Origin of the sequence: Nonlabens sp. MIC269 (assembly GCF_001430865.1) — a bacterium.
In the GTDB taxonomy this organism is placed as follows: Bacteria; Bacteroidota; Bacteroidia; order Flavobacteriales; family Flavobacteriaceae; genus Nonlabens; species Nonlabens tegetincola.
The window spans coordinates 2,013,599-2,039,652 of record NZ_CP011373.1 but is presented as its reverse complement, the minus strand read 5'-3'; the positions used below and the strand labels follow the sequence as shown (position 1 = coordinate 2,039,652).

Below are 26,054 nucleotides of genomic sequence, written 5' to 3'. Positions count from 1 at the left end.
AAAACGCATACCATATAAAACTGCGATTTTGTTCTCCCGAAACGATGCGATAGCCTATTAAAATTAGGCATATCACACTCATTGTAATCAATAATTTATAAAACCAAGCTGGAATCATTTCTCGTTATATTTAAAAAGTAAAAGCGCAGAGAAGTAAATCTCTACGCTCTAAGTTACAATTTATTCTGTCATCTAGCAGCAACCACCACCATCGTAATGGTAAGTACTTTCACTAATATAAATATCATCGCGACCTAATGCAGCAAGAGCACCAGCCGTTTTATCACAAATAGCTAGTGGCTGGTTTTGTAATAAAACATGTCCTTTACCATCATCAAACTGTCTTTCATCGCCGTAATAAATAGCAGCTTTACCTGTGAATATACATGGCCCATCTTCTGGCATTGGATCTTTAATAGCAGCTACTTCAATGCTTTCTATATAGATCAATTCATCGGTAGGATAATTTTTAGGATCCAAAATACGATAAGGTTTCCTAGCTCTTATTTCTATGGTACCAAAACCTACATCAGTCAGGGCTTTTACATATTGATCTATAGGTAATGAACCGCTTAAACAAAGTGCTCTCAACCTGTCGTCATTACGCAAGGTGTCATTCATCTCTTGCTCACATGTAGGATCGCTCATCACTAGTCGACCATGCGGTTTTAATACACGGTACATTTCTTCTATAGCTTTCTTTAAATCTTCCTCCTTAAAAATATTGAACAAGCAGTTTTGCGCTGCAACGTCTATAGAGTTATCTGCAACTGGTAAGTTTAAGGCATCACCTTTGTGTAATTCAACAAATTCACTTTTGAACCAGTCGTTTTGCTCCTCAGCGATTTTAAAGTTTTTACGAGATGCTTCTAGCATTTCTGGCACCACATCTACTCCTACAACACCGCCTTTTTGTCTTGAAAAATATGAGAATTGTAATAATTCCATTCCACCACCTACACCTACGTATAAAACCCTTGGACTATTTGTAAGATCCCTTGCATGAACCGTAGAACCACAACCGTAATTCATTTCTTGCATAATTCTAGGGATTTTTAGCCCTGGTAATTCCCATACTGGATTTGTAGTACAGCACAATCCCACATCTGGTGTAAGTGCAGCGTCTCTATATAATTCTTCTGTAGCGTTTAAATAACTCATTAATTTATTTTTTAATCTGTTTTGTTTACGCTTTCGCGAAAGCGTGATAAAATAATCAATAATTAGGCAACTGTTCCCTGACAGCTACTTCCTGCACCAGCGGTACATCCATAACAATGTTGAGAAATAACAATATTACGATCTAGAAGTAAATCTTCTTGATAATCTTTAATATGTTTTATTTTATGATTCACTTTAAGATCAAGCATTTGATTAAAATCACAATCATACAACCATCCATCCCAAGAAACACTTATAGTATTTGTACACATCACATTTTGTACAGCTGTAGGATTATAAGCCTCAACCAAGGCATACATGTAATCCTCATAATTTTCACTTGCTACTAAGTAATCTAAAAATCTGGATATAGGCAAGTTAGTTATTGCAAAAAGGTTATGAAACTGAATATTAAAATCTTCTAACAAAGCAGCTTTAAAATCCTTTTCCATACTCGCTTGATCACCAGGCAAAAAAGCACCACTAGGATTGTAAACCAGATCTAATTTAAGGTCGCTACCTGGCATTCCGTATCCACGTTCATTGAGTTCTTGCAGCGCTTTAATGGATTTATCAAAAACACCATCACCTCTTTGCTTATCGGTTTTACCACGAGTCCAGTGTGGCATGGAGCTCACTACATGTATATTGTGTTTTTTAAAGAAATCTGGCAGATCGTAATACTTAGGATTTGCTCGTATGATTGTAAGGTTACTGCGTACGATAAAATCTTGAATACCTGCAGCGCTTGCTTGTTCTACAAACCATCTAAAATTAGGGTTCATTTCTGGAGCACCACCAGTTAAATCTAAGGTATGAGCACCTGTAGTTTTTATCACATCGAGAATTTGTGACATGGTTTCTCTAGTCATTATTTCCTTGCGATCGGGACCAGCATCTACATGACAGTGTGCACAAACCTGATTACACATATAGCCCACGTTGACTTGTAATATTTCTAGCTTTTTGGGTCTAAGAGGAAACTGGTTTGTTTCTTTAATCTTATTTGCAAAAGTTGGTAACTCACCATCACTAAAAGGCTCTCCATTTAAAACCTCCATTTGTTTAGCAATTGCTGCTAGTTCACTTTCTCTCTTCTTTAAGGATACCTTAGTATTTACTGCCATATCTGCTTTTTGCTATTCTTAATTGGAAATATGTAGATAGCTGCATAGTTACAAACTACATATCACAAAATTGTCACTCTTTATTCTTAAACTAATGTTTGAAGTTCTCTCTTTAAATTTCTCTGTGCTTGTTTTTCATACTTACTTGTAAAGTAATCTGTTTGATAAATAGGTTTGTTTAGTAATGCTCTTAACACTTTTAATCTTCCTCTTCTATATAAGAAAGTAGGATATATTTGATATTCCTTTCTAATTAATCTAGTATACTCGTCGTATTGGGAAGAAGAACTTCCTAAAATAGCTAAATCACTATCTAAAAAATACCTACTATCTGAATTAAGGGTTTTATCATGAAATTTTGTTGCTATTATCATTTACTTGACTAAATCTACATGCTCAAAACGAGTCTTTGAAATCCTTTTTTCAAAAGCATCTGCACTTTGCTCCTCATTTTCTGCAGAAGTAACTTTATAAATTAAATCATGATAAAAAACTGCTAATCGAATGGAATCACTACTCTCTATAAAAGCTTCAACCTCTTGTAATTCATTGAACGTGTGTTGAAGATGATTCAAATTATGATAGAAACGTTTTTTATTTGAGTATTTCTTTATTACCTCATCCCAGCACAAATTCATGTAACTTCTATCGTTACAGTATTTCTCAAAGGTTTGATAAAATAAAGGTTTTAATTTTTCCAATATCAGTATTAGGAGTTACCTGTTTTGCAGACTACCCAAGTTTAAGGATGCATCTACATTTCTAATTTATTCACTTTATTCATCATTTGGACACCATGTACCAAAGTTGCTCCACCGCGTATAGCGCCAGCTACATGAACCGCTTCCATCATTTCTTCTTTGGTTATTCCTCGCTGTAATCCATCACCCGTATAAGCATCAATACAGTAAGGGCATTGAACAGCATGAGAAACTGCTAAGGCTATTAGAGACTTTTCTCTAGCTGTGAGAGCACCTTCTTCAAATACTTTCCCGTAATAGTCAAAGAATTTTTCTCCTAGTTGCTCATTCCATTCACTTATTTTACCAAACTTCTTTAGGTCTTTAGGGTCGTAGTATGTTTTTTGCATCTTAATTATAATTTTTCACTGCCAAGTTAGGGAATAGATCTCACAAATTAATGACCTCTAATCAGGAAAATGCTCTTATTCCCCACATGCCAAAACTATCTTAATATACTATCTACGAATAAAACTTTTGTCTAGTTTTAATTAATACTAACATTTACAAATCTGGATTATGAAAAAAAGTTTATTAATCGCCGGAATCGCCTTATTGTGTTTAACCGCTTGCAGAGATGAAAAAACTCCTGAGGAGCAGGCTAATGATTTGATTGAAAATGCCGATGAAATTAAATCTAAAGAAGATAAGGTCAAATTAGAAAATGAAGATGGTACAGATGCTAAAATCAAGTACGATGAAGATGGTAATGTTGAAAAAATAAAAACAGACGATAATTAGTCGCTGAAACAAAAAAGGCCTGCTCGATATCGGGCAGGCCTTTTTACTTGATAATTTTGAGCGGTTATTCATTAACCACTTCTAAAAATCTGAAGGCTCCAGAAGGCAAATCTATTATTTGATTCTCCCTTAATTGTGCTGTAGCTCCTGTCATAATATCACGCACTTTTATATCGCCCATTTTAAAGGTTGTGCTTGTTTTTACATCTGTTGGATTTCCCATAAAGTAAACAGTCGATTCACCGTTTACCCTTTTAAACGCAATAATTTCATCTCCACTTTCTTGTTGTATGGTAATGTAATCTGCATCGTCCTTTCCACCATGTAAGGCAGGTATGGTTTCTTTAGCTTTAGCCAAAATCTCCATTTTTTTCCACACATCGCCTTTTGTTTTTGGAATTGTATCTTTTTCAAAGAATTTTAATCTATGGTCCATTCCATATTCTTGACCTGAATAAATTAACGGCATTCCAGGAATAGCATACTGAAAGGCTAGAAACAAATTAGCCTTATTACCCATACGTTCTTTCACAGTACCGTTCCAACTGTTTTCATCATGATTAGTAATGAAGTTCATAAGAATATCATCGGCTTCATAGTTTTCTTTAACACGTTCCATATAATCAGACCACGCATTAGGTTTAACTTTTCCTTGAGCCATCTCATTCATAATGTGATGACCTTCCCAATTATAACCCATATCAAAAGCCTGCTTAAATAGATCTTTCTTTTCACTTTCTGCTAGCATAAATAAAGGCTTGATATTATGAAGTTGACCAGACGCCTCGTTCCAGAAGTCTGTAGGAACTTCATGTGCCACGTCACATCTAAAACCATCTACATCAAATTCTTTAACCCAATAAGACATTGCATCTATCATGGCTAATCTTAAGTTCTCGTTATCGTAATTCAAGTCTGCAGTATCGGTCCAGTCTGTTCCTTTAGGATGAATTATTTCTCCTTTCTCATTTTTTGTATAAAATTCTGGATGTTCATTAATCCACCAGTTATCCCAGCCAGTATGATTTGCTACCCAATCTAGAATAACATACATGCCATTATCGTGTGCAGTAGTTATTAATTTTCTCAAATCTTCTTGTGTACCATAATCTGGGTTAACAGCTTGGTAATCCGCAACGGCATAGTAGCTACCTAGGTACTTTTCTCTTTCTTTAGGGTCTTTAATATCATGAACCATCAAATCACCTTTGGCCTTTCTATTTTTTTCTGAAACAGGAAAAATAGGCATTAACCATATGACTTTAACGCCTAGCTTTTTAAGTTCAGGAATATCCTTGGTAAACTGATTAAATGTTCCCTCTTGAGAATACTGTCTTATGTTTGCTTCATAAATAATAGCCGTTTCTAATTCACTATCTTGAATAGGTGTATAAACCGTAGATTCTTCTTCAACGTTTACATCTTCCTTCTGTTTATCCTTTTCACAAGCTGTAAAGAGTAAACAGGCTAGAAACAAATACAATAGGTTTTTCATAGTTTTTAATTTTCTGGTGTTATAAAATTGTAAGTTTAAATTGTGCAATGCTAATATATTCCGATTATTGTTTTATTGGTGTCTTTTTAGTTTGCACGATTGTAAAGGATTGAGACTTTACCTGTATGTAATTAGGATCTTCTATACCATTGATCACAATTTTCACCTCTTCCTTGTCATTGCGCTTGTAAGCATTTAATGAAATCTTATTTTCATTAAAGAATATATAGGTTGTTTCTTTGAAATAAGTTCTTTTTATTCCTAATATACCATTTGCATCTGATAAAATCTCGGTATCACCATACAATAGACTCATCGAATTACGTCGTAAATACACAAGTGATTTTACTTGATTTTTAAGTTCTTGTTCATTGCTTGATAGATTATCAAATTTCATCATTCTACGGTTATCTGGATCGTTTGCTCCTATACTACCATATTCATCTCCATAATAAATTACTGGAACTCCTGGAATCGTCATATTAAAAGCGTGTAACATTGCCAGTCTACCATAAGATGATTCATCACTCATACCTATATCGCGAGTCCATCCAGCAGCTTTAGCGTCTTCTTCAAATTTCACATCACCACTTGCGTAACTTATAAAACGAGCACGATCTTGATTACCCGAGATATTGCCCATTAAATGGTGGTAACCGTAATAATCGAGACCTTTTTGTAATATCTCGGTTAAATTACCGTAGGAATTGTCCGCTTTCGCGAAAGCGGAAACAGCTGCATCATACATATTGAAATCAAATTGTGCATCCAACATACCGGTACTCACGTAGCTGCGTATAAGGTCGTAAGATCCATAAGTTTCTCCTATTTGATATATAGGTCTATTTGTTTGTTCTTTAATTTTCTTAGTTAATGTACGCCAATACAGCTCTGGAACATGCTTTGTAGCATCGTGTCTAAAACCATCCAATTGATAATTTGTCACCCAATGCAAGGCACTGTCAACCATAACCTCAGTCACCTCGGGATTCTCTAAATCCAGCGTAGGCATAAACGTATCAAACCAAGTAGTTAATCTATGATCGTCCCATCTTTCAGTATTTAAACTGCCGTCTGGCAGATATAAATCAGTAGCCCATTCTGGGTGTTCTTGATAAACCGGATGTTCTTTATGAACGTGATTTGCCACATAGTCTAGTATAACATTAACATCTTGCTTGTGAGCCTCGTCAATCAATGCTTTCAAAGTTTTCTCATCACCAAATCGATAATCAATTTTTGTATTAGACACAGGCCAATATCCATGATAACCACTAAATTTAGTTTTAGGCTCTGGCCATAGACCATAGGCTCCTTCAGGATTTTGAGTAATCGGTGACAGCCATATGGTATTGATTCCCATTTTACTGAAATAACCTTCTTTTAATTTTTGAAGCACACCTGCAAGATCTCCACCTTTATAATTTGCTTGTGGTAATATCTCTGGATCATCAACTGGTTTTGTATTACTAGTATCGCCATCTAGGAAGCGATCTACCATCATAAAATAAAGTACTTGATTATGAAAATCGCTGCGAGTTAATCTAGAAGGCTCAGTTACCACATGACCATCCTGAACAGGAATCAATAAATCGTTTGAGCGACCATTATTATCGCTTGCAAAAACGCGAACTAGTTGTGTATGGTGAATATTGTTTGTAAAATCTTTTTTTGGCAATTTAACTTGGTAGCTGTTTCCTTCTTTTTTAAAATCTATAAGTTGGTTTTCAAATAAAACAAGAACATTATCTAGTTGACCTGTTGCATTAAAGGTAAAACCATTTTCAATTACTTCACCGTATTGCAATCTGGCTGGAGCAGCCTTACGACTATTATCTAGCACTCGATTGAAGCCACCCATTCCATTGCTTACCACATTTTCCTCCTGACCTGAAAGCAGTTCTTCCTGTCCATTTTTCATGAAAATATATTGAAACTTTCCTTGTGGAACAGTTGCATGATAGACTAACCTATTACCTTCTTTTTCAAGATCTACAGGCGCCCAATTGGTAAATTCTCCTTTAAGCTGTACGTTTTCATTATTAGCATCACCATAATAATTGATAGGTATAGTTTTAGACATTGACTTATAGACAGGAATATCATTGCGTATTCCATCAGTCCATAAAGTAATCAATGATACAAACGGTGCGTTTTCTTCTAGAATAATCTCAACACTTTCACTGTTATCGACTATTTCTTCACCAGTTACACCATTACCATAGGTAATACTATCAATAATAGTAACATCAGTAATGTAGTCCGTCAAAACCACTTCGGTTTTATCTTGACCAGCATAGATAGGAGTGGTAATGGTTTTTATGACACTTGATCTAGTATCGTATTGCTCTTTTTCGTTTGATGAACAACTTACGAAAAGAAAAATCAGCAATACATAAATTAAATTTTTCATAGTTTTTGGTTTAGTAAAAGACACGAGTGTCATTTAAATTTTTATTACTTTGTTAGAAAAAGCGAGGTCCTTTTTCAGGTTTATCAAGATCGATGACCATACTAGTTTTACCTGTAACAGATAACGTATTTCCCAGATCTATCTTTTTTCCCGAGAGTATATCTAGACCTTCATTAACATCTTGTAATCCTTCTTTAAACCTATCTAAATTTAAAGTTACTTTTTCAGGATTGTTATTAATCACCACCATTACTCTGCTAGAATCAGAGTACCTAAAATATACATAACAATTGTTTTCTGGCACAAAATGTAAAAACTTACCATCGTGTAGAACAGGTTTTCCTTTTCTATAATTCAGTAGCTTTTTAGTAAATTCATAGAATGGCTTTTGGAACTTTGTTCTTTTTTTAAAGGAATTTACTTCATCATCCTGCCAGCCACCAGGAAAGTCACGACGTATATCGCCATCACCACTGGTATCACGATTTCCTCCCATACCTATTTCATCGCCATAATATATTTGAGGTATTCCACGAGCGGTAAGAACTAGTGTCAAAGCCAATTTATAGTTGTTTACATCGCCATCATATAATCCATCACCATTGATTCTATTTGTATCATGATTACCCGCGAATAGTAAAATATTGTTCACATCTGCATAAAGGAAATCATTTACAAAGTTCTCATAAATTCTTACCATTCCCTTATCCCATTGCTGGTCGTTCTCTTTAAATGCTTTCATAATTGCATCGTGTAAAGTGAAGTCCATAACACTAGGTAATCCTGAATTATAACTTTGAATAGCTCCTATAGGGCTATCCTTTTGCCAAAAGGCTATTTGTGATTGATCATGCATCCAGGTTTCTCCTACGATATTAAAATACGGATATTCCTTCATGATAGCTTTGGTCCAGTCTGCGATTCCTTCCTTTTCATTATAGGAATAGGTATCTACTCTGAATCCATCTAAACCTGCATACTCAATCCACCATATAGCGTTTTGGATAAGATAATTTAGAGCTAATGGTTCACTTTGATTAATATCTGGCATGGTACTTACAAACCAACCTTTCTCGGCATAGGTATCGTCAATTTGAGATTTATTTGGATCCATTTGTGTGGTTTGTCTATAGCTAGAATTTGCATACCCAGGAACTGGAAATTCCTTACCATCGTTATCATCAAATTGATGAATCCATGTCGCCGTTGGTAAATCTTGCATCATCCAGTGCGTTGCACCCCAGTGATTTGTCACGTAATCCATAATCAATTTCATGTCACGCTTATGCAATTCACTGGCTAATCGTTTATAATCTTCATTGGTACCATAGCGAGGATCAATTTTATATAAATCACTTTGTGCATAGGTATGATAGGAATACAGTTTATCATCATCCTCTAATAATGGAGTACTCCATATTGCAGTAGCTCCCAATTCACTAATGTAATCTAGGTGATCAATAATACCTTGTATATCACCACCATGTCTACCACCTTTAAAACTTCTATTTAGTTTTTCGGTAGTTTCTGGATGACTATCGTTTTCTGGATTTCCATTTGCAAATCGATCTGGCATTAAAAGATAAATGGCATCACTGCTATCAAAACCTTTTCGATGCTTTGAATTTAGACTGCGCTGCTTAAGTTCATATTTAGAGGTGAAGTAAGTATCCCCTACATTCATGGTGATAGCGTATTCACCATGATTTTGATTTGTCGTATCAAATTTAACGAAGAGATAATTCAAGTTTTCAGTTCTTCGTATTTTAAGTATTGGTAAATCACTTTTGACCTCAGCTTTTCCAATATTTTGTCCATAAAACAATACCTCAACCTCGGCATGTTCCATATCTGCCCACCAGAATGGTGGTTCAATGCGGTCTATGGATGATTGTTGTGAGATCGCTTTCGCGAAAGCGAAAATCACAAATAATAAACTTACAATATGAACTTGTTTCAGTCTAATCATAATTCGAAAAATAAAAAACCTAGCCCATTCAAGGACTAGGTTCGGTTAAGCTAATTCATCATTAAGCGGTGATGACTTGTGGTTGTAGGGTTATTTTTTTACCGTTGACAACTACATCCTGTGGTTGATCGCCTTTAAGCTGCACTTGAGTTCCTTGCTGGGTCACTTGTACATTTAAAATTTGATCTCTAAAATTTATTTTGAATGAAAAACCTGCCCATTCCTTAGGTAATTTAGTGGTAAAATGAGGTGTGTCATCCTTAATTTGTAATCCACCAAAACCTTCTACAATACTCATCCAGGTTCCTGCCATACTAGTGATATGACAGCCTTCTTCAACTTCCTTATTGTAATCATCTAGATCTAGTCTAGAGGTACGTAAGTAGAACTCATAAGCCTGATCCATGCGATCAAGTTTTGCAGCCTGAATACTGTGTACACATGGAGAAAGTGAACTTTCATGAACCGTAAGTGGCTCATAAAAATCAAAATGCTTTTCAAGTTCTGCCTTAGAAAAATGATCTTCAAAGAAATAGAATCCTTGAAGTACATCGGCTTGTTTGATGTAACAGCTGCGAAGTATACGGTCCCACGACCATTTTTGATTTATAGGTCGTTGTGAATGATGTAATTTTGAAACTGGAATAATCTCCTTATCCATAAATCCATCTTGTTGTAGGTATACTCCATATTCTTCATCGTATGGAAAATACATACCATCAGAAACTTCTTGCCAAGAAGCACGCTCTGATCCAGTGAGTTTTGTTAGACTTATAATACGGTCATAATCTTCTGGGTAACCGTCTTTCACTTTGTCTAAATGTTCAACAGCTTGGTCAATACACCATTTTGCGATGTAGTTGGTATACCAGTTGTTGTTAACGTTATTCTCATATTCATTTGGTCCAGTAACTCCTAATAACATGAACTTACCAGCTTTTTGAGAAAATGTAGCTCGTTGATGCCAAAACCTGGCAATTGCAATCATGACCTCTAGCCCCATTTCTGGAACATAACTGTAATCACCTGTATAACGTACATAATTGTAGATTGCAAATACCATGGCACCGTTACGGTGTATTTCTTCAAAAGTGATTTCCCACTCATTATGGCTTTCTTCACCATTCATAGTTACCATCGGGTAAAGAGCAGCACCATTTGTAAAGCCTAGTTTTTCTGCATTTTCTATTGCTTTATCTAATTGATCGTATCGGTATTTTAATAGATTACGAGCTACTTGTTGATCCTTTGTAGCCATATAAAACGGGATACAATATGCTTCAGTATCCCAATAGGTCGAGCCTCCATATTTTTCACCTGTAAATCCCTTAGGACCAATATTTAACCTACTGTCTTTACCTAAATAAGTTTGATTTAACTGGAAAATATTGAAACGTATACCTTGTTGTGCCTTTAAATCACCATCAATAGTGATATCTGCCATTTCCCAAATATTAGACCATTCTTCTACTTGTTCATTAAACAGCTTTTCGTAACCATGCTCAGTTGCTAATGCTAGTATTTTTTTACTTGCATCAAACAATTCGTATTTGTTATGATTAAGACTACTTACATAACCTGCATATTTTCTTAAAGTTAAGCTTTCGCCTTGAGCGATATCACCACTAGCTTCATGACGCACGGTTGTATCGTTTTGATCTAGATGAGTGGCGTATTGAATGTGTTCCTCATCTTTGAGTAATTCTGACTGCATGTAGGTTGCTACGTGAAAATTCGTCTTATTAGTGCGACTGCGTATCATACCTTGATGTTGATCTGAGTATAACTCTTCAATAGCCCAGAACGCATCGTCCCAATTTGAATCCTCATTTGTGATACCAGCATCTATATAAGGCTGGAAGGTGATGCTTAAATTTCCTTTTACTGCAGTTACTTTATAATTTATAACTCCTAATTCATCGTGTTTAAGACTTAAGAAACGTCGTGATTCAACCTTGATTTCTTTGTCATTAGAAATTTGAGCTATAAAACTGCGCTCGTACCAACCTTCTTTCATGTTAAGCTCGCGCCTAAACTCTCTCACTTCTTGAACTTGTGCAAGATCTAGAGGTAAACCGTCTATAAAAACATCTATTCCTATGAAATTAGGAGAGTTCAATACTTTGGCAAAGTATTCTGGGTAACCATTTTTCCACCAGCCTACTCTTGTTTTATCTGGATAATACACTCCTGCTACATAACTACCTTGAAATGTATCACCACTATATTGTTCTTCAAAATTTGCTCTTTGTCCCATTGCACCGTTTCCAATGGAAAAAAGGCTTTCGCTTGATTTAACCATGGAAGGACTCCATCCTTCTTCTATAATCGACCACGCATCTGGTTTAATATACTCTTGATTCATTATTTCTGTGTATTCAATAGTGTTTTTATGTAATCCGATGGCATTTCTTCAAAGGATTGAAATACAGCATCGGCTTCATTTAAGTTTGTTTGATCTCCCAATCCAATTGATATCATACCGGCAGTATTTGCAGCTTGAACTCCTGCTTGACTATCTTCAAATACGATACTATCTGCGGCCTTATATCCTAGTTGACTGCAAGCACTCAAGAAGACTTCTGGATTTGGTTTTGCCTTGGTTACGTTAGTCCCATCAACGATAACATCAAATAGGTCTATTATTCCCAACTTTTTTAGAATAGGACGAGCGTTCTTACTGGCACTACCTAAAGCAATAGGTTGAGATTTTGCCTTTAAATCCAATAAAAAAGAATGCACTCCTGGCAAAATATCGTTTACCGAGAGACCTTCGATTAAAGAGAGATACTGATTATTTTTTTCAATTAATTTTTCATCAAACTCTTCTTGCGGCAATGTTTTATTACCCCATTCTAGAATTTTTTTAAGCGAGTCAACTCTAGAAACTCCTTTAAGTTGCTCGTTTTCCTTTTCTGTAAAATTTATTCCGATATCAGCCGCTAGTCGTTGCCATGCTACAAAGTGAAATTTTGCAGTGTCAACTACAACGCCGTCTAAATCAAATATGAATGCTTTTTTATTCATTAGTAATGGATGGCTGATAAGTAATCGCCTTTTTGTTTGTTATTAATAAATTTGAGAATGCAGCAAGAATTAAAAATATACCTGCTATTGTCATTGAGTGGATAGCCTCTTCTCCTATCATATTTTGTAGTAATACTACTCCACCTACTGCTGCTATAATTTGAGGAATCACTATAAACATGTTAAACACACCCATCATAAGTCCCATTTTACTAGCCTCGACAGAACTAGAAAGCATTGCATAAGGCATTGATAAAATACTACCCCAAGCAATACCTATAAGACCGAAAGAAAGATTAAGCATGACCGGTTTACCAGGTATATACAACATAATAAGGAAACCTGCTGCTCCTGCGAGCAAACTGACCATGTGAACATACTTGCGGTTTATACTATTATAAGCAGTATAAAAGGTTAAGAGTAAAGCAAAAATCATTGAAGTCAATCCGTAGATTCCCATTTTACTTCCTACATCATCACTAGCCTCATTATATGCCTTATCTGCTTCTTTATAATTTAATTCTGCTTGTGCACTGGTAAACTCTATAGTATCATTCGAGTTTCTCAAAACCTCGCCATCCTCATCGACCTGAGCGTATTTCTTGATATCAGGTTTTGGGGCATTATAAACATGACTAGTTAAAGCAGGATTTGCTAAGGTCCACATAGCAAAAAACGCAAACCAAGAAAAGAACTGCACAATACCTAACTTTTTCATTATTTTAGGCATTAATGCATAAGTAGATAGGATTGTAGCAAACATTCCTTTTTTCTCCTCTTCAGGTTCGGAGTCGCTAAAGGCAGCCATTTCTTCAGGAGAATATTCTTTGGTAGTAAAAATTGTTACTAGAATTGACACAATAAACACTAACGCTCCTACTCCAAAAGCTACTTTTACTGAATCTGGAACGACACCTGGTGCTGCTTCATTTGAGATATCGAAAATATCATTCATGAATTTAGGGAGGTTACTTGCTACCCAAGTTCCCACACCGATAATCAACGTTTGAACTACAAACCCATAGCTGCGCTGTGATTCTGGAAGCTTATCTGCTACCAGCGCCCTAAAGGGCTCCATTGAAATATTGATAGAAGCATCTAATACCAACAAAAGTCCGGCAGCCATCCACACCTCACTAGAATAAGGCATAAAAAGTAATGCGATAGAACTTAAAATTGCACCTAGTAAAAAGAAAGGCCGTCTTCTACCTAAGGTTTTATGCCAAGTATTATCACTTAAATACCCAATAATAGGCTGAACGATCAAACCAGCAAGTGGTGCTGCTATCCATAAAAATGGAATATTATCTTTATCAGCTCCTAGAGTTTCAAAAATACGTGACATGGTTGAGCCTTGCAGAGCAAAGCCAAATTGTATCCCGAGAAATCCGAAACTCATGTTCCAGATATCCCAGAAACCTAATTTAGGTTTTTGCATATCGTTTAATTTTAATTTAAAACGACAAGCCTATTTTATTTGTTAGACTTATCCTGTTGTGTGTGAAGAAAATAAGTCTGTATTTATGTAAAAACATAAACAATACAAATCTACTTTATTAAGGTGTACTTTCCCTTTCTATTAAAGAAGTTTTTACGATAACGGTTTCGTAGCGTTCCTCATCTTTTTGATCTTGTTCTAATCTATCAATTAATTTAGCCGCTGCAATTCCACCCATTTCGTACCCATTTTGACCTATGGTCGTAAGAGATGGGTTAGAGTATTTAGACAACATACCATCAGTAAAAGCAACTATAGCGACATCATCTGGGATTCTTTTTCCTTTGCGTAATAGTATTTTACTAGCCGTTACTGCAAACAACTCATTCACAGCCACTATACCATCTAATAATGGATTATTATCTATAAACTTTTCTATCAATTCATCACAATGATCAATGTCTTCAATTTTCAAAATAAGATTTTGATTCACCTCTACACCGCGTTTCATTAAAGCCTCTGAATATCCTTGTGTACGCAATCTCCCTACATTGACATAATCTACTGTACTTAATATACCTACATTCTTTTTAGCCTTACGCATTAAGAAGTCCGTTGCCTCACTAGCAGCTGTTACATCGTCAATAATAATTTTGTCCCCAGGAATATCATCGGCGACACGATCAAACATTACGATAGGCATTCCTTGATTAATCACCTCACGCAAGTGGTGAAAATCTTGCTTTGACATTGTTTCTTTAGATAGACTTAGAATAAATCCATCAATACTTCCATTTGCCAGCATTTCCATATTAACTACTTCCTTATCAAAACTTTCACCACTTAGGCAAATAATCACTTGATAACCTTTTTCATTGGCAACATGCTCTACACCAGAAATAACAGTTGCAAAAAAGTGATGCACAATTTCAGGGATGATAATCCCTATTTTTTTCGTCTTTTGATTTTTTAAGGACAGTGCTATACTGTTAGGCTTGTAATTATACTGTTTAGCATATTCCTGAATTTTTTTTCTAGTCTCCTCACTAATTTCATAAGAGTCCCTTAGAGCTTTAGAAACTGTCGAAATGGAAACTTTAAGGTCTTGAGCTATTTTTTTTAGCGTTAATTTTTGAGCCATGCTACTTAAACAATTACTGGTAGTTCTTTACGATTATGCTAATATAAGGTGTTACGCTTTCGCGAAAGCGTAAATTCCATCTAAATATAATGATAAAATAACACTATAATGAGCCGAAAACGTTTTCGTAAAATCACAGAACGAAAACGTTCTCTTAACATTATGTTTACATAATTTCGTGGCGTGTGTGAAGAAGATTCAATACTAATTCAAACCATTATTCATGATTAGAAATTTTAAAATAGCATTACTTGCCCTATTGTTTCCAATTATTGCGCTAGCACAAAGCGTTGTAAAAGGGAAAGTTACAGATGCTCAAACCGGACTCCCAATTTTAGGAGCATCGGTTGTCGTAGAAGGTACACAAAATGGAACCTCTACCGACTTTGATGGAAATTACACCCTTAATAATGTGAGCGATGGAGCAGTTATCGTTTTCACTTACCTGGGTTACACCTCGCAAAGTGTAGCTTACACCGGTCAATCGACCATCAATGCAGCGTTGGAGGAAAGTCCTTCAGAATTAGACACTGTAGTTTTAATAGGATACGGTAGTACTACAAAAGCTAATGTTACCGCAGCTCAAACTACTGTAGACTCAGAAGAATTTAATAAAGGTGCTATAGTTTCACCGGGACAATTGATTGCTGGTAAGGCAGCTGGTGTACAAGTAACAGCCGCTAGTGGTAGTCCTGGAGATGGACCAGTTATAAGAGTACGTCCTGGTTCCACACTTAGTGGTAGTGAAGACGCTCTTATAGTAGTAGATGGTGTTCCACTAGATCAACGAAATGCAAATCTTAATTCTATTAACCCAAATGATATTGAATCATTCACTATTCTTAAAGATGCCAGTGCAACTGCCATTTATGGTAACAGAGCATCAAATGGTGTAATCTTGATAACTACTAAAAAAGCTAAACTTAATAGCGATTTAAAATTATCATATGGAGTTCAATACGCTGTTGAAAAGGTGCAAAATTATATTGAAGTACTAGATGCAACAGAATTCAGACAGTTGGTAGAGGATCAAGGTCGTGATACATCAATACTAGGTGATGCAAATACTGACTGGCAAAACGCTATTTATCAAAATGCAACTAGAGCTGTTCACAATATAACAGCTGAAAAAGGTTTTGAAAAAACCTCAGTACGTGCGTCATTAGGTTATACTAATGAGAATGGTACTCTTTTAAGATCTGGATACGAAAGATTGTCTCTAAGTTTAAACGCAATTCATAGATTCAACAATGACGTAAAACTAACGTTCACTTCACAACTTTCTCAAGAGGAACGTCGATTTGCTGATGCTGGCGCTGTAGGTGCTGCGGTTGTTTTTGACCCTACTCAACCTATCTTTAGTGGTAATGATATTTATGGTGGTTATTTTGAATTCACGAACGATTCTGGTCCAGAACCAAATGCGCCTCGTAACCCGTTAGGTTTATTAAATAGTCTGGATGCTCAAAATGACAATTCACAAGCTCGTTTAAACATGAACTTGGATTATAAAATCAGCCAAATCCCAGGTTTAAGATTTGTAGGTAACGCAGGAATCGATTACAATGAATACGATAGTTATTCTATAAGAGATGCTAATTCTGGAGCTGGATTCAGATTTGCAAGTCAAAATTACAACAATGGGATAAGAAGAAACCATTTGCTTGACGGTCGATTAGATTATAAACGAGCTATTGATGCAATTGACACTAAAATGGATCTTACTATAGGTGGTAGTTATCAGGACTTCTACCGTGCCGATGGTGGTAGAACACTTACAAACACAGGATTTCAAGACAATCCTTTCGCAGTAAATGAAACTACATTAGTAACTGGTTTTGCTCGTGCTACATTCGACATTAAAGATCTTTTTATTTTATCTGGTAGTTACTCTAGAAACGGGAGCTCACGATTTTCAGAAAACAACCGTTGGGCGAACTTTTATGGTGCCAATGCAGCTATTAAATTAACTAACACTGATTTTGTTCAAAACAGTGGAATTATTTCAAGGCTTAAAATTCGTGGAGGTTTTGGGCAAACTGGACAACAAGATATTTCAGCTTCGTTTGCGTATTTGTCTGTTTTTACACCAGGTCAAAATCAAGCACAAGTACAATTTGGGAATGATTTTGTACAAACTATACGCCCTGAAGGAGCTATAGATCTTAAATGGGAGACTTCTGATCAATATAACCTTGGTATTGATTTAGGTTTCTTCGACGATAGATTAACCGGTTCCATTGACGCTTTCCGTAGAAACACTTATGATTTGTTACAATTTTCGTTTTTACCTGCTGGTGGTTTAGAAAATGCTAATTTCCAAAATGCAGGATCTACGTTGAGTAGAGGTATTGAGGCTAGTGCAGCACTTGACGTAATACGCAATGAAAACTTTAATTGGAATGTTAGTGGTAATGTTACTTTTCAAGAAATTGAAATTACAGACCTAGCTGGTGCCACTAACGAACCTGTTGCTCAAGGAGGTATATCTGGTGGAACAGGTAATAACATTCAAGAATGGGCTGTAGGATCAGACCCAACTACTTTCCATGTATTTCGTCAGGTATATGATCAAAATGGTAATCCTTTAGATGGGGTTTTTGTAGACGTTGATCAAAATGGGATCATCAACGACGCAGATCGTATAAGATATAAAAAAGCAAATCACGATGTTTATTATGGTTTTTCATCTAGAGTAAACTATAAAAACTTTGACTTAAACTTTACTTTCAGAGGTGCTGCGGGAGGTTATAACTACAATAACGTTGCGTCAAATGCAGCAAACTTTGGTAGTGTTTTCCCAAGCAACACTCAGAACCCTATTTATCTAAATTCACCGACTGATATTCAAAACACAGAATTTAGTCAACAACGCTTGTTTTCTGACTACTACGTTCAAAAAGCTGATTTCTTAAAACTGGATAACATTTCGTTAGGATACAACTTCCCAGGCGACAAAGTTGATGTAAGAGCTTCTGTTACAGGTACTAATTTATTTGTAATCACAGATTACGATGGAGTAGACCCTGAAGTATTCCGTGGTATAGATAATAATTTATTTCCAAGAAACAGAGGTTTGATTTTTGGATTAAACTTCAATATTAAATAACTCAATAAAGCAAGAATATGAAAATGTACAAATCGATAATCTTGTTATTTGTAGGAATGCTAGCTTTCACAGCATGTGATGATGCTTTGACAGTAGAGCCTAGAGATAACAGATTGACAGAACAACAGCTATTTCAAGATCCTGCAACATACCGAGGACTAATTGCAAAGGCTTATGCTGGGCTAGCAGTTGGTGGGCAAGCAGGTGGAGATGGTGACGCTGATATTAGTGGTATCGATGGTGGTTTTTCAAATTACCTAAGATTATACTGGAACATGCAAGAGCTTACCACCGATGAAGCTATAATCGCATGGAACGACGGTACGATTAAGGATTTACACTGGCATGTATGGACAGATGGAAATGAATTTATCAACGCTATGTTTGCAAGAATCAATTATCAAATAGCAGTTTGTAATGAGTTCTTAAAACTTAGTACCGATGCTAAACTGGACGAATACAACATTCCTGCCGACTTAAGAGCTGATGTAGCTGAATACAGAGCAGAGGCAAGATTTTTAAGAGCTTACTCCTATTATCACGGAATGGACCTTTTTGGCCAAATGCCTTTTACAAATGAGAATAGCAATCCAGCTGCTTTTCCTCCAGTTAAGTCAAGAACAGAGTTATTTGACTTTATTGAATCCGAATTAGTTGCTATTGAAGATCAAATGGTTGATGCTAGAGCTAATGAATATGGAAGAGCAGATAAGGGAGCTCTTTGGATGACACTAGCTAAAATTTATTTGAATAGTGAAGTTTATACTGGTAATGCACGATATGATGACGCCATTATTCAACTTAACAAAGTAATTGGAGCTGGCTATTCAATTCCTTCAGATCCTTATCATAACTTGTTTCTTGCAGACAACAATTCAAATGGTAGCCAAAATGAATTTATTTGGACCATCAATTTTGACGGATTAAACACTCAAACCTTTGGAGGTACTACTTACCTTACTCATGCGCCTATAGGTGGTGATATGAATGCTGCCAACTTTGGTGTGAACGGTGGTTGGGGTGGAATAAGAACCACAAAAGAATTTGTTGAATTGTTTCCTGGAATGGAAAATAGCGCTGATGGCCGCGAGGCATTCTTTACCGATGATCAAGAATTAGAAATTCAAGATGTTGGAAGATTCAAAGATGGTTATGCCATTGAAAAATTCCGTAATGTTACAGTAAATGGTGTGGCAGGTAGTGATCCAGTTGGTGACTTTGTTGATATCGATTTCCCTGTTTACCGACTAGCAGATGCGTATTTGATGTATGCCGAAGCAGTTGTAAGAGGTGGTTCTGGTGGTGACATCAACACTGCTGAAGGATATATAAACCAACTTAGAGAGCGTGCTTATGGAAATACAAGTGGTAACATAAGCGCGAGCAATATAGATTTAGATTTCCTTCTTGATGAAAGAGCCAGAGAATTACACTGGGAAACTCACAGAAGACAAGATTTAATTCGTTTTAACCAATTTACTACAGGAAAAGTTTGGACTTGGAAAGGAAACGTACAAAGTGGAACGACGACAGCTCCATTTAGAAACATTCTTCCTATACCTGCTCAAGAAGTAAGTCTTAACCCTAATTTAAACCAAAATCCAGGTTACTAACCTTTAATATAATTAATGATGAAAAAAATATCAGTTATAATGTTTGCTTTCCTAGCTATTGCAGGAATCATATCATGTGAAGATAATGACAGTGAAGAATTCACAATCAATACTGCTCCTAGCGGAGAAGTAATGCTATCGCCAGACGTTGTCAACTTTGAAGTTACAGAAACAAACGGTAATACTCTAGCAGAAAGATTTGTTTGGAATGATTTAGAAATGGAAGTTCCAGTTCAGGTTAATTACGAGTTACAAATGGACGTAGAAAACGGTGATTTCAGTGCTCCACAAGTAATAGGTTCTACTACTGAGAATAATTTAGCCATTCTTTACAGCACTTTAAATAATGCTGCAACTCAACTAGGTGGTGAACATGCTACACCAGGAAACTATTCTATCAGATTAGTAGCATCAGTAGCAGATCCTGCTGTTGAACCTGTTATTTCAAATTTAGTAAATGCTATTATTACTCCATTTTCTGCATACCCATTTACAGACTTATATCTAGTAGGTGCAGCAACTGCTCCAGGATGGAATAATGATAATGATAATCCTGCTCTTTACAGAGATCCAGCAAACGACAACGTTTTCTATTATTCAGGATACTTTGTAGGTGATGCATTTAAAATTTTAACTTCTCCTGGCTTCTGGCAACCACAATATGGTGAAAGCAATGGAGCTGTAGGTCTTAACGATGGTGCTGGATCTGATCCAGGAGTATTCTCAATTCCAGCAGATGGATACTACGATTTCACTATCGACATTACAGGTGTAACTAACTCATCTCAAGGATCTTCAAGTTTCAGTATTGCTCCTAATGCAAATGGAGCAAGTGCAACTACCTATACTACGGTAGGAATAATTGGAGATGGAACTCCTACAGGATGGGGATCTGATACAGATATGGTTCAAAGCACATTTGATCCTCATAAATGGAGTATCACAAACGTAAGTTTAATCAGCGGTTTTATGAAGTTCCGTGCAAACGATGACTGGGCTGTTAACTGGGGTTCTGATACTGAACTTACAGGTCAAGGTACTCAAGATGGACCTAACATTCCTGTTGAGCCAGGAACATACGACATCTATTTTAATGACTTAGATGGACGTTATATTTTAATTCCTGTTAGATAATCATGTTTATTTATAACTTAAAAGGGCTGTTTATACAGCCCTTTTTTGATAACGATTAATTCTATGAAAAACTTTTACCTTTTATTAGCTATGATTTTTGGGTTCGCTTTCGCGAAAGGGCAAGTTACCACAAACCCATCAATACCTACACAACAAGATCAAGTAACACTAATATTTGATGCAACAGGAACTCCTTTAGAAAACGAATCTGGAAATTTTTATGCTCACACAGGAGCCAACATTAATGGAACACGCTGGTCCAATGTAGTAGGAAACTGGGGTGACAATACTGCTCAACCGCAGTTTGTTAATACTGGCGGTAACATGTATCAAGCAACCTTACCAGGAACTTTAGAAACTTTTTACAACGCACAACCAGGAGACGTAATATCAGAAATTTGTTTGGTTATAAGAAACGCTGCAGGAACTAATCAAACATCACCAGATATTTTTATAGACGTTTTCCTACCTGGTTTAAACACTTCAATCACCAGCCCACAGGACGGTGAGATTATAAATTTAAACCAAACCATAAACCTAAGTGCAGACTGTACCCAAAACGCAACATTAGATCTTGCCGTAAATGGAAATAGTGTAGCGACAACAAGTGGTTCTAGTATTTCTACTTCATACACATTTTCAAATCCAGGCAATTACACAATTGCAGTTAATGCAGATAATGGAACAACAACCGTTACCGATCAAGTATCGGTTTATGTACCAAATACTACACAAAGTATTGCTAGACCAGCAGGATTGAAAAACGGTGTGAATGAAAATGCTGACGGTAGTGTTACTTTCTTATTAGCAGCACCAGGCAAAACAGATGTAATGCTTTTAGGAAGCTTCAGCAATTGGGATTTGGATCTTCCTTATCAAATGAATAAGGATGGTGATTATTTTTGGGTAACCGTTCCTTCTACACAGTTTTCTGCGGGAACTGAGTTTGCCTATCAATACTTAGTAGATTACAGTATCAAGATAGCCGATCCATATAGTCGTTTGATTCTGGATGATGGATTTGACCAATTCATAAAGCCTGGTAATTTTGATAACATTTATCCTTATCCTACGGGAGAGACTACAGGAGATATATCGCTTTGGACTTATCAAGCTACTCCTTATAATTGGAATGTGACTAATTTCCAACGTCCGGATCAAGAAAACTTAGTTATTTATGAAATTTTGGTACGAGATTTTTCTGAAAACGATAGCTACCAAGAAATAATTAATAGAATAGATTACCTAGCCGATTTAGGTATTAATGCTCTTCAATTCATGCCCCTAAATGAATTTGAAGGAGCAGATAGTTGGGGTTACAATCCTAAGTTCCATATGGCAATTGATAAAACCTACGGAACTCCAGAAAAATTTAAGGAACTGGTAGATTTATGTCATTCAAAAGGTATCGCTGTTATACTAGATGTTGTTTATAATCATGCCTTCTCTCAAAGCCCACTTTGTCAAATGTGGTGGGATCAAGCAAATTTTAGACCAGCAGCAAATAATCCTTATTTAAACCCAACTGCTAGACACGATTTCAATGTAGGATATGATTTCAATCATGAAAGTAATTGGACTAGAGACTACGTTAAACAAACCCTACAATATTGGATAGATGAATATAAAATTGACGGTTTTAGATTTGATTTATCTAAAGGTTTTACCCAAAACAACACGTTAGGAAATATTGGTGCTTGGAATGCTTATGACCAAAGTAGAGTCAATATACTCAATGATTATAAGAATACTATCTGGAACAATAATTCTAACGACATTTACATGATTCTTGAACACTTAGGAGGACAAAATGAGGAAGCCGCACTAGCCAATGATGGATTTATGCTTTGGGGAAAAATGACCGACGAATTCAATCAAAACAGCATGGGATTCTCATCTAATTCCAATGTCTTTAGAAGTTATTACACATCACGAAATTTCAATGACCAGCATCTTATAGCCTATGCAGAAAGTCACGACGAGCAACGATTAATGTATAAAAACTTACAATTTGGTAATGCTGCAAATTCTTCTCATAACGTTCAAAATGTTCCTGTAGCATTGGATAGACAAGAAGCCATTTCAGCAATTCTTTACAGCATTCCTGGACCTAAAATGCTATGGCAATTTGGTGAGTTAGGATATGAAATTGACATAGACCAAAATGGTAGAACAGGTCGCAAACCAGTAGCTTGGACATTAGGATACGATACTGACCAGGATCGATTAGACTTATACGATGCAACAGCTACATTCATAAACTTTAAAACCTTATATCCTGAAACCTTTAACAATACAAACAATAACTTAAATGTTTCTGGGCTGGTTAAAACCATCAATTTAAATGGACCTAATTTTGATGCAGTAGTACTAGCAAATTTTGCGGTAACTGCGCAAACAGCAAATCCTAATTTTCAACAAACAGGAGTTTGGTATGATTACTTCAACAACAATGCGGTTGTGAACGTTACTAATACTACTACTGGAATTTCATTGCAACCTGGAGAGTACAAATTGTACACCACAACTCCTCTTAATAATCCGTTGAGTAATGAAGAAGTTCAGGAACAGTTAAAATCGTCTTTCATTATTTACCCTAATCCAGCTCAAAGTAGTTTTAACATTCAAAGCGATACGGAAATAGACCAAGTAATAATCTATAATACATTAGGTCAAGTAGTGAAAACATTTGAGCATGAAACTATAAATTATGATATCTCTGATCTTAAATCTGGACTATACTTTGTTCAAGCTAGTTTAAATGGAAGAATATCTCAAAACAAACTATATATCAAGTAATTAAACCTATAAAATTGATTTTAATCGATTTGAAAAGGCATCGATTCTACTTTTTGTGGAATAAAATGATAATTAAAGAAATTCGTTTCCTGTTGGCTTGAAGCAGAGCAGCGATTCCCTAGTTCACTGATCTGTGGAAAGTCAACGCATTTCATAATTCATTTGATTATTAAAAGCTGCTATTTTAGCAGCTTTTATTTTTTCCATACTATTGTAAAATTTCTCAGCTCAGCCCTTTTCTTTAAACCTTAGTAAGTTATTATCTTTACACTCAAAACCATCCAATGAAAAAGATATTACTACTTTTTGTCGTTACAGTTTTAACGTTCTCATGCAACTCGAGCTCTAAAATAACCTCTGTAGAAAAAGCCGCAGAATCTGTAAAACAGCTATCTGAGATTAAAATCCCGATGGCAAAAAAAGAGAATTTAGAAAACATTGTTAACTATCTAGCACAAGATGAATTAGAAGGTAGAATGACAGGAACACCTGGAATTGCAAAAGCTGCGGATTACCTGGTTGATCAAATGACAATGATGGATCTAGAGCGTTACGGCGATAGTTATATTGATATATTTAACGTTCAAGATTCTATAAAAGCCTATAATGTAGTTGGAATTTTACCTGGTTCTGACAAAAACCTTAGTGATGAAGTTGTTGTTATAGGAGCTCATTACGATCACATTGGTATCATTAAAAATGCCCAAGGTGAAGATAAAATTGCAAATGGCGCCAATGATAATGCTACTGGTACAGCAACTGTTATGGAAATCGCTAGAATTTTCAGGCAATTAGACTTTAATAGAAGAACTATTATTTTCGCCTTATTCAGTGCAGAAGAAATGGGTCTTTTAGGTTCTAAACATCTTGCTACACGTATGAAAAATGAAGGTGTAAACGTAGTGGCAATGGTCAATTTTGAAATGACAGGAACTCCTATGGTAGACAAAGATTACATTGCCTATCTTACTGGTTATGACACATCAAACATGGGTGAATTGTTCAATACCGCAAATAGTGATAAAATAGTAACTGGAAAACTTCCACAAGCTGAGCAATTTAATTTGTTTAAAAGGTCAGACAACTACCCTTTTTATGAGCAATACAACATACCAGCACAAACCTTTTGCACCTTTGATTTTACAAACTTTGATCATTATCACAAAGTAGGTGATGAAAAAGAATTAGTAAATACAGACCACATGGCACAAGTTATAAATGCCGTAACACCTGGAATCTTTCACATCGTAAACAAGACAGCACCTCAACTTAATTAAAATGAGTAAAAGAGTAATTATAACAGGCGCCAGTCGCGGGATTGGGTTTGAACTTGTAAGACAATTTTCAAACGCTGGACATGAAGTTATAGCGCTTTCGCGAAAGCTAGATTCCATAGAAGCAATGGAACGTAATACAGTTCTAGCGATATCAACCGATCTTACCTCTACAGATAGTATAGAGGATACAGCTAAAACCATTAAAAATAAATGGGATCATGTTGATATAGTGATTCATAATGCAGGAATGCTAGTAAACAAACCTTTTGATCAACTTACTAATACTGATTTTCAAAATTGCTATGCTGTAAATGTATTTGGAGTTGCTGCACTTACACAATCCTTATTGCCAATTTTAAGTAAGGATAGTCATGTAATTGCAATAAGTTCGATGGGTGGCATTCAAGGTAGTGCAAAATTTCCTGGTCTTGCAGCATACAGCAGCGCCAAAGCTGCAGTAATCACACTATTCGAATTACTAGCTGAAGAATATAAAGAAAACGGTCCCTCGTTTAACACACTTGCTCTAGGTGCGGTACAAACCGAAATGCTCGAAGAAGCTTTTCCTGGCTACAAAGCACCATTACAGCCTGATGATATGGCCGCCTATATCATGAACTTTGCACTCACAGGTAATCAATTTTACAACGGTAAGGTACTTCAAATAAGTAGTAGCACACCTTAACTCAAGCATTTGTTTTATTACTGATGATTGAGTCATTTCGATTAAATACATAACCCGTTATTTCGTTCAAAACTGTTCATAACTATATTTTAAAAAACAGTACTTCTCTCCTATCTTTAAAAACTGCTTTTTTCTATAATAAGAATTGATTATCGATCAGATAGCCAAGTCTTTAATAAAAAAGA

Annotated in this window: 19 protein-coding genes; 7 read left to right on the top strand and 12 right to left on the bottom strand. The window is 35.8% G+C overall.

Annotated elements, in window-relative coordinates; all coding sequences use genetic code 11:
- Positions 1-192: 192 nt before the first annotated feature.
- The 5 genes from arsM to AAT17_RS09350 form a co-directional block, all read right to left on the bottom strand.
- On the bottom strand, positions 193-1,161 hold the full coding sequence (gene arsM, locus AAT17_RS09370; RefSeq protein ID WP_060523857.1) for an arsenosugar biosynthesis arsenite methyltransferase ArsM: 969 nt from the start codon (positions 1,159-1,161) through the stop codon (positions 193-195).
- 62 nt (positions 1,162-1,223) lie between these two features.
- Positions 1,224-2,288, bottom strand: a complete 1,065-nt coding sequence (gene arsS, locus AAT17_RS09365) for an arsenosugar biosynthesis radical SAM (seleno)protein ArsS (RefSeq protein WP_042279682.1) — start codon at positions 2,286-2,288, stop codon at positions 1,224-1,226.
- Between the two features lie 86 nt (positions 2,289-2,374).
- A complete protein-coding gene (locus AAT17_RS09360) occupies positions 2,375-2,662 on the bottom strand; it encodes a hypothetical protein (RefSeq protein WP_060523855.1) in 288 nt (95 codons plus the stop codon).
- Complete coding sequence (locus AAT17_RS09355; RefSeq protein ID WP_157539259.1) at positions 2,663-2,989, bottom strand: hypothetical protein; 327 nt, start codon at positions 2,987-2,989, stop codon at positions 2,663-2,665. It lies immediately after the preceding gene.
- A 53-nt stretch (positions 2,990-3,042) separates the two neighbouring features.
- Positions 3,043-3,378: an arsenosugar biosynthesis-associated peroxidase-like protein gene (locus AAT17_RS09350; protein ID WP_042279680.1), complete on the bottom strand. Its 336-nt coding sequence runs from the start codon at positions 3,376-3,378 to the stop codon at positions 3,043-3,045.
- A 169-nt stretch (positions 3,379-3,547) separates the two neighbouring features.
- On the opposite strand from AAT17_RS09350, the gene AAT17_RS09345 reads away from it, so the two are divergent.
- On the top strand, positions 3,548-3,769 hold the full coding sequence (locus AAT17_RS09345) for a hypothetical protein (protein WP_060523849.1): 222 nt from the start codon (positions 3,548-3,550) through the stop codon (positions 3,767-3,769).
- 64 nt (positions 3,770-3,833) lie between these two features.
- Here the strand turns inward: AAT17_RS09345 and AAT17_RS09340 are convergent, their stop codons facing one another.
- The 7 genes from AAT17_RS09340 to AAT17_RS09310 form a co-directional block, all read right to left on the bottom strand.
- On the bottom strand, positions 3,834-5,264 hold the full coding sequence (locus AAT17_RS09340; protein WP_060523847.1) for an alpha-amylase family glycosyl hydrolase: 1,431 nt from the start codon (positions 5,262-5,264) through the stop codon (positions 3,834-3,836).
- Between the two features lie 64 nt (positions 5,265-5,328).
- Positions 5,329-7,677 carry an alpha-amylase family glycosyl hydrolase gene (locus AAT17_RS09335; RefSeq protein WP_060523845.1) on the bottom strand — a complete coding sequence of 783 codons (2,349 nt, stop codon included), beginning with the start codon at positions 7,675-7,677 and terminating at the stop codon, positions 5,329-5,331.
- A 52-nt stretch (positions 7,678-7,729) separates the two neighbouring features.
- Positions 7,730-9,646: a glycoside hydrolase family 13 protein gene (locus AAT17_RS09330; protein ID WP_060523844.1), complete on the bottom strand. Its 1,917-nt coding sequence runs from the start codon at positions 9,644-9,646 to the stop codon at positions 7,730-7,732.
- A 61-nt stretch (positions 9,647-9,707) separates the two neighbouring features.
- Entirely contained in the window at positions 9,708-12,011 is a 2,304-nt protein-coding gene (locus tag AAT17_RS09325; protein ID WP_060523842.1) for a glycoside hydrolase family 65 protein, read from the bottom strand.
- Entirely contained in the window at positions 12,011-12,673 is a 663-nt protein-coding gene (pgmB, locus tag AAT17_RS09320) for a beta-phosphoglucomutase (RefSeq protein WP_060523840.1), read from the bottom strand. The genes AAT17_RS09325 and pgmB overlap by 1 nt, the downstream gene beginning before the upstream one ends.
- Complete coding sequence (locus AAT17_RS09315) at positions 12,666-14,111, bottom strand: MFS transporter (RefSeq protein ID WP_060523838.1); 1,446 nt, start codon at positions 14,109-14,111, stop codon at positions 12,666-12,668. Before AAT17_RS09315 ends, pgmB begins: the two co-directional genes overlap by 8 nt.
- A 118-nt stretch (positions 14,112-14,229) precedes the next feature.
- Positions 14,230-15,252: a LacI family DNA-binding transcriptional regulator gene (locus tag AAT17_RS09310; protein WP_060523836.1), complete on the bottom strand. Its 1,023-nt coding sequence runs from the start codon at positions 15,250-15,252 to the stop codon at positions 14,230-14,232.
- Positions 15,253-15,475: 223 nt separating this feature from the next.
- On the opposite strand from AAT17_RS09310, the gene AAT17_RS09305 reads away from it, so the two are divergent.
- The 6 genes from AAT17_RS09305 (at position 15,476) to AAT17_RS09280 (ending at position 25,869) form a co-directional block, all read left to right on the top strand.
- The gene (locus AAT17_RS09305; RefSeq protein WP_060523834.1) at positions 15,476-18,361 is read left to right on the top strand and encodes a SusC/RagA family TonB-linked outer membrane protein; all 2,886 of its coding nucleotides are present in this window, start codon (positions 15,476-15,478) and stop codon (positions 18,359-18,361) included.
- Between the two features lie 17 nt (positions 18,362-18,378).
- Positions 18,379-19,974: a RagB/SusD family nutrient uptake outer membrane protein gene (locus AAT17_RS09300; RefSeq protein WP_060523832.1), complete on the top strand. Its 1,596-nt coding sequence runs from the start codon at positions 18,379-18,381 to the stop codon at positions 19,972-19,974.
- Between the two features lie 18 nt (positions 19,975-19,992).
- A complete protein-coding gene (locus AAT17_RS09295) occupies positions 19,993-21,108 on the top strand; it encodes a SusE domain-containing protein (RefSeq protein WP_172792953.1) in 1,116 nt (371 codons plus the stop codon).
- 63 nt (positions 21,109-21,171) lie between these two features.
- Positions 21,172-23,907 carry an alpha-amylase family glycosyl hydrolase gene (locus tag AAT17_RS09290; protein ID WP_060523827.1) on the top strand — a complete coding sequence of 912 codons (2,736 nt, stop codon included), beginning with the start codon at positions 21,172-21,174 and terminating at the stop codon, positions 23,905-23,907.
- 284 nt (positions 23,908-24,191) lie between these two features.
- The gene (locus AAT17_RS09285; RefSeq protein ID WP_060523819.1) at positions 24,192-25,184 is read left to right on the top strand and encodes a M20/M25/M40 family metallo-hydrolase; all 993 of its coding nucleotides are present in this window, start codon (positions 24,192-24,194) and stop codon (positions 25,182-25,184) included.
- A 1-nt stretch (position 25,185) separates the two neighbouring features.
- Positions 25,186-25,869 carry an SDR family oxidoreductase gene (locus AAT17_RS09280; protein ID WP_060523816.1) on the top strand — a complete coding sequence of 228 codons (684 nt, stop codon included), beginning with the start codon at positions 25,186-25,188 and terminating at the stop codon, positions 25,867-25,869.
- Positions 25,870-26,054 lie beyond the last annotated feature (185 nt).

Bases quoted from the DNA above. Each gene is read 5' to 3' on its own strand.
- arsM (WP_060523857.1), bottom strand. From the start codon at position 1,161: ATGAGTTATTTAAACGCTACAGAAGAATTATATAGAGACGCTGCACTT.
- arsS (WP_042279682.1), bottom strand. From the start codon at position 2,288: ATGGCAGTAAATACTAAGGTATCCTTAAAGAAGAGAGAAAGTGAACTA.
- AAT17_RS09360 (WP_060523855.1), bottom strand. From the start codon at position 2,662: ATGATAATAGCAACAAAATTTCATGATAAAACCCTTAATTCAGATAGT.
- AAT17_RS09350 (WP_042279680.1), bottom strand. From the start codon at position 3,378: ATGCAAAAAACATACTACGACCCTAAAGACCTAAAGAAGTTTGGTAAA.
- AAT17_RS09345 (WP_060523849.1), top strand. From the start codon at position 3,548: ATGAAAAAAAGTTTATTAATCGCCGGAATCGCCTTATTGTGTTTAACC.
- AAT17_RS09340 (WP_060523847.1), bottom strand. From the start codon at position 5,264: ATGAAAAACCTATTGTATTTGTTTCTAGCCTGTTTACTCTTTACAGCT.
- AAT17_RS09335 (WP_060523845.1), bottom strand. From the start codon at position 7,677: ATGAAAAATTTAATTTATGTATTGCTGATTTTTCTTTTCGTAAGTTGT.
- AAT17_RS09330 (WP_060523844.1), bottom strand. From the start codon at position 9,646: ATGATTAGACTGAAACAAGTTCATATTGTAAGTTTATTATTTGTGATT.
- AAT17_RS09325 (WP_060523842.1), bottom strand. From the start codon at position 12,011: ATGAATCAAGAGTATATTAAACCAGATGCGTGGTCGATTATAGAAGAA.
- pgmB (WP_060523840.1), bottom strand. From the start codon at position 12,673: ATGAATAAAAAAGCATTCATATTTGATTTAGACGGCGTTGTAGTTGAC.
- AAT17_RS09315 (WP_060523838.1), bottom strand. From the start codon at position 14,111: ATGCAAAAACCTAAATTAGGTTTCTGGGATATCTGGAACATGAGTTTC.
- AAT17_RS09310 (WP_060523836.1), bottom strand. From the start codon at position 15,252: ATGGCTCAAAAATTAACGCTAAAAAAAATAGCTCAAGACCTTAAAGTT.
- AAT17_RS09305 (WP_060523834.1), top strand. From the start codon at position 15,476: ATGATTAGAAATTTTAAAATAGCATTACTTGCCCTATTGTTTCCAATT.
- AAT17_RS09300 (WP_060523832.1), top strand. From the start codon at position 18,379: ATGAAAATGTACAAATCGATAATCTTGTTATTTGTAGGAATGCTAGCT.
- AAT17_RS09295 (WP_172792953.1), top strand. From the start codon at position 19,993: ATGAAAAAAATATCAGTTATAATGTTTGCTTTCCTAGCTATTGCAGGA.
- AAT17_RS09290 (WP_060523827.1), top strand. From the start codon at position 21,172: ATGAAAAACTTTTACCTTTTATTAGCTATGATTTTTGGGTTCGCTTTC.
- AAT17_RS09285 (WP_060523819.1), top strand. From the start codon at position 24,192: ATGAAAAAGATATTACTACTTTTTGTCGTTACAGTTTTAACGTTCTCA.
- AAT17_RS09280 (WP_060523816.1), top strand. From the start codon at position 25,186: ATGAGTAAAAGAGTAATTATAACAGGCGCCAGTCGCGGGATTGGGTTT.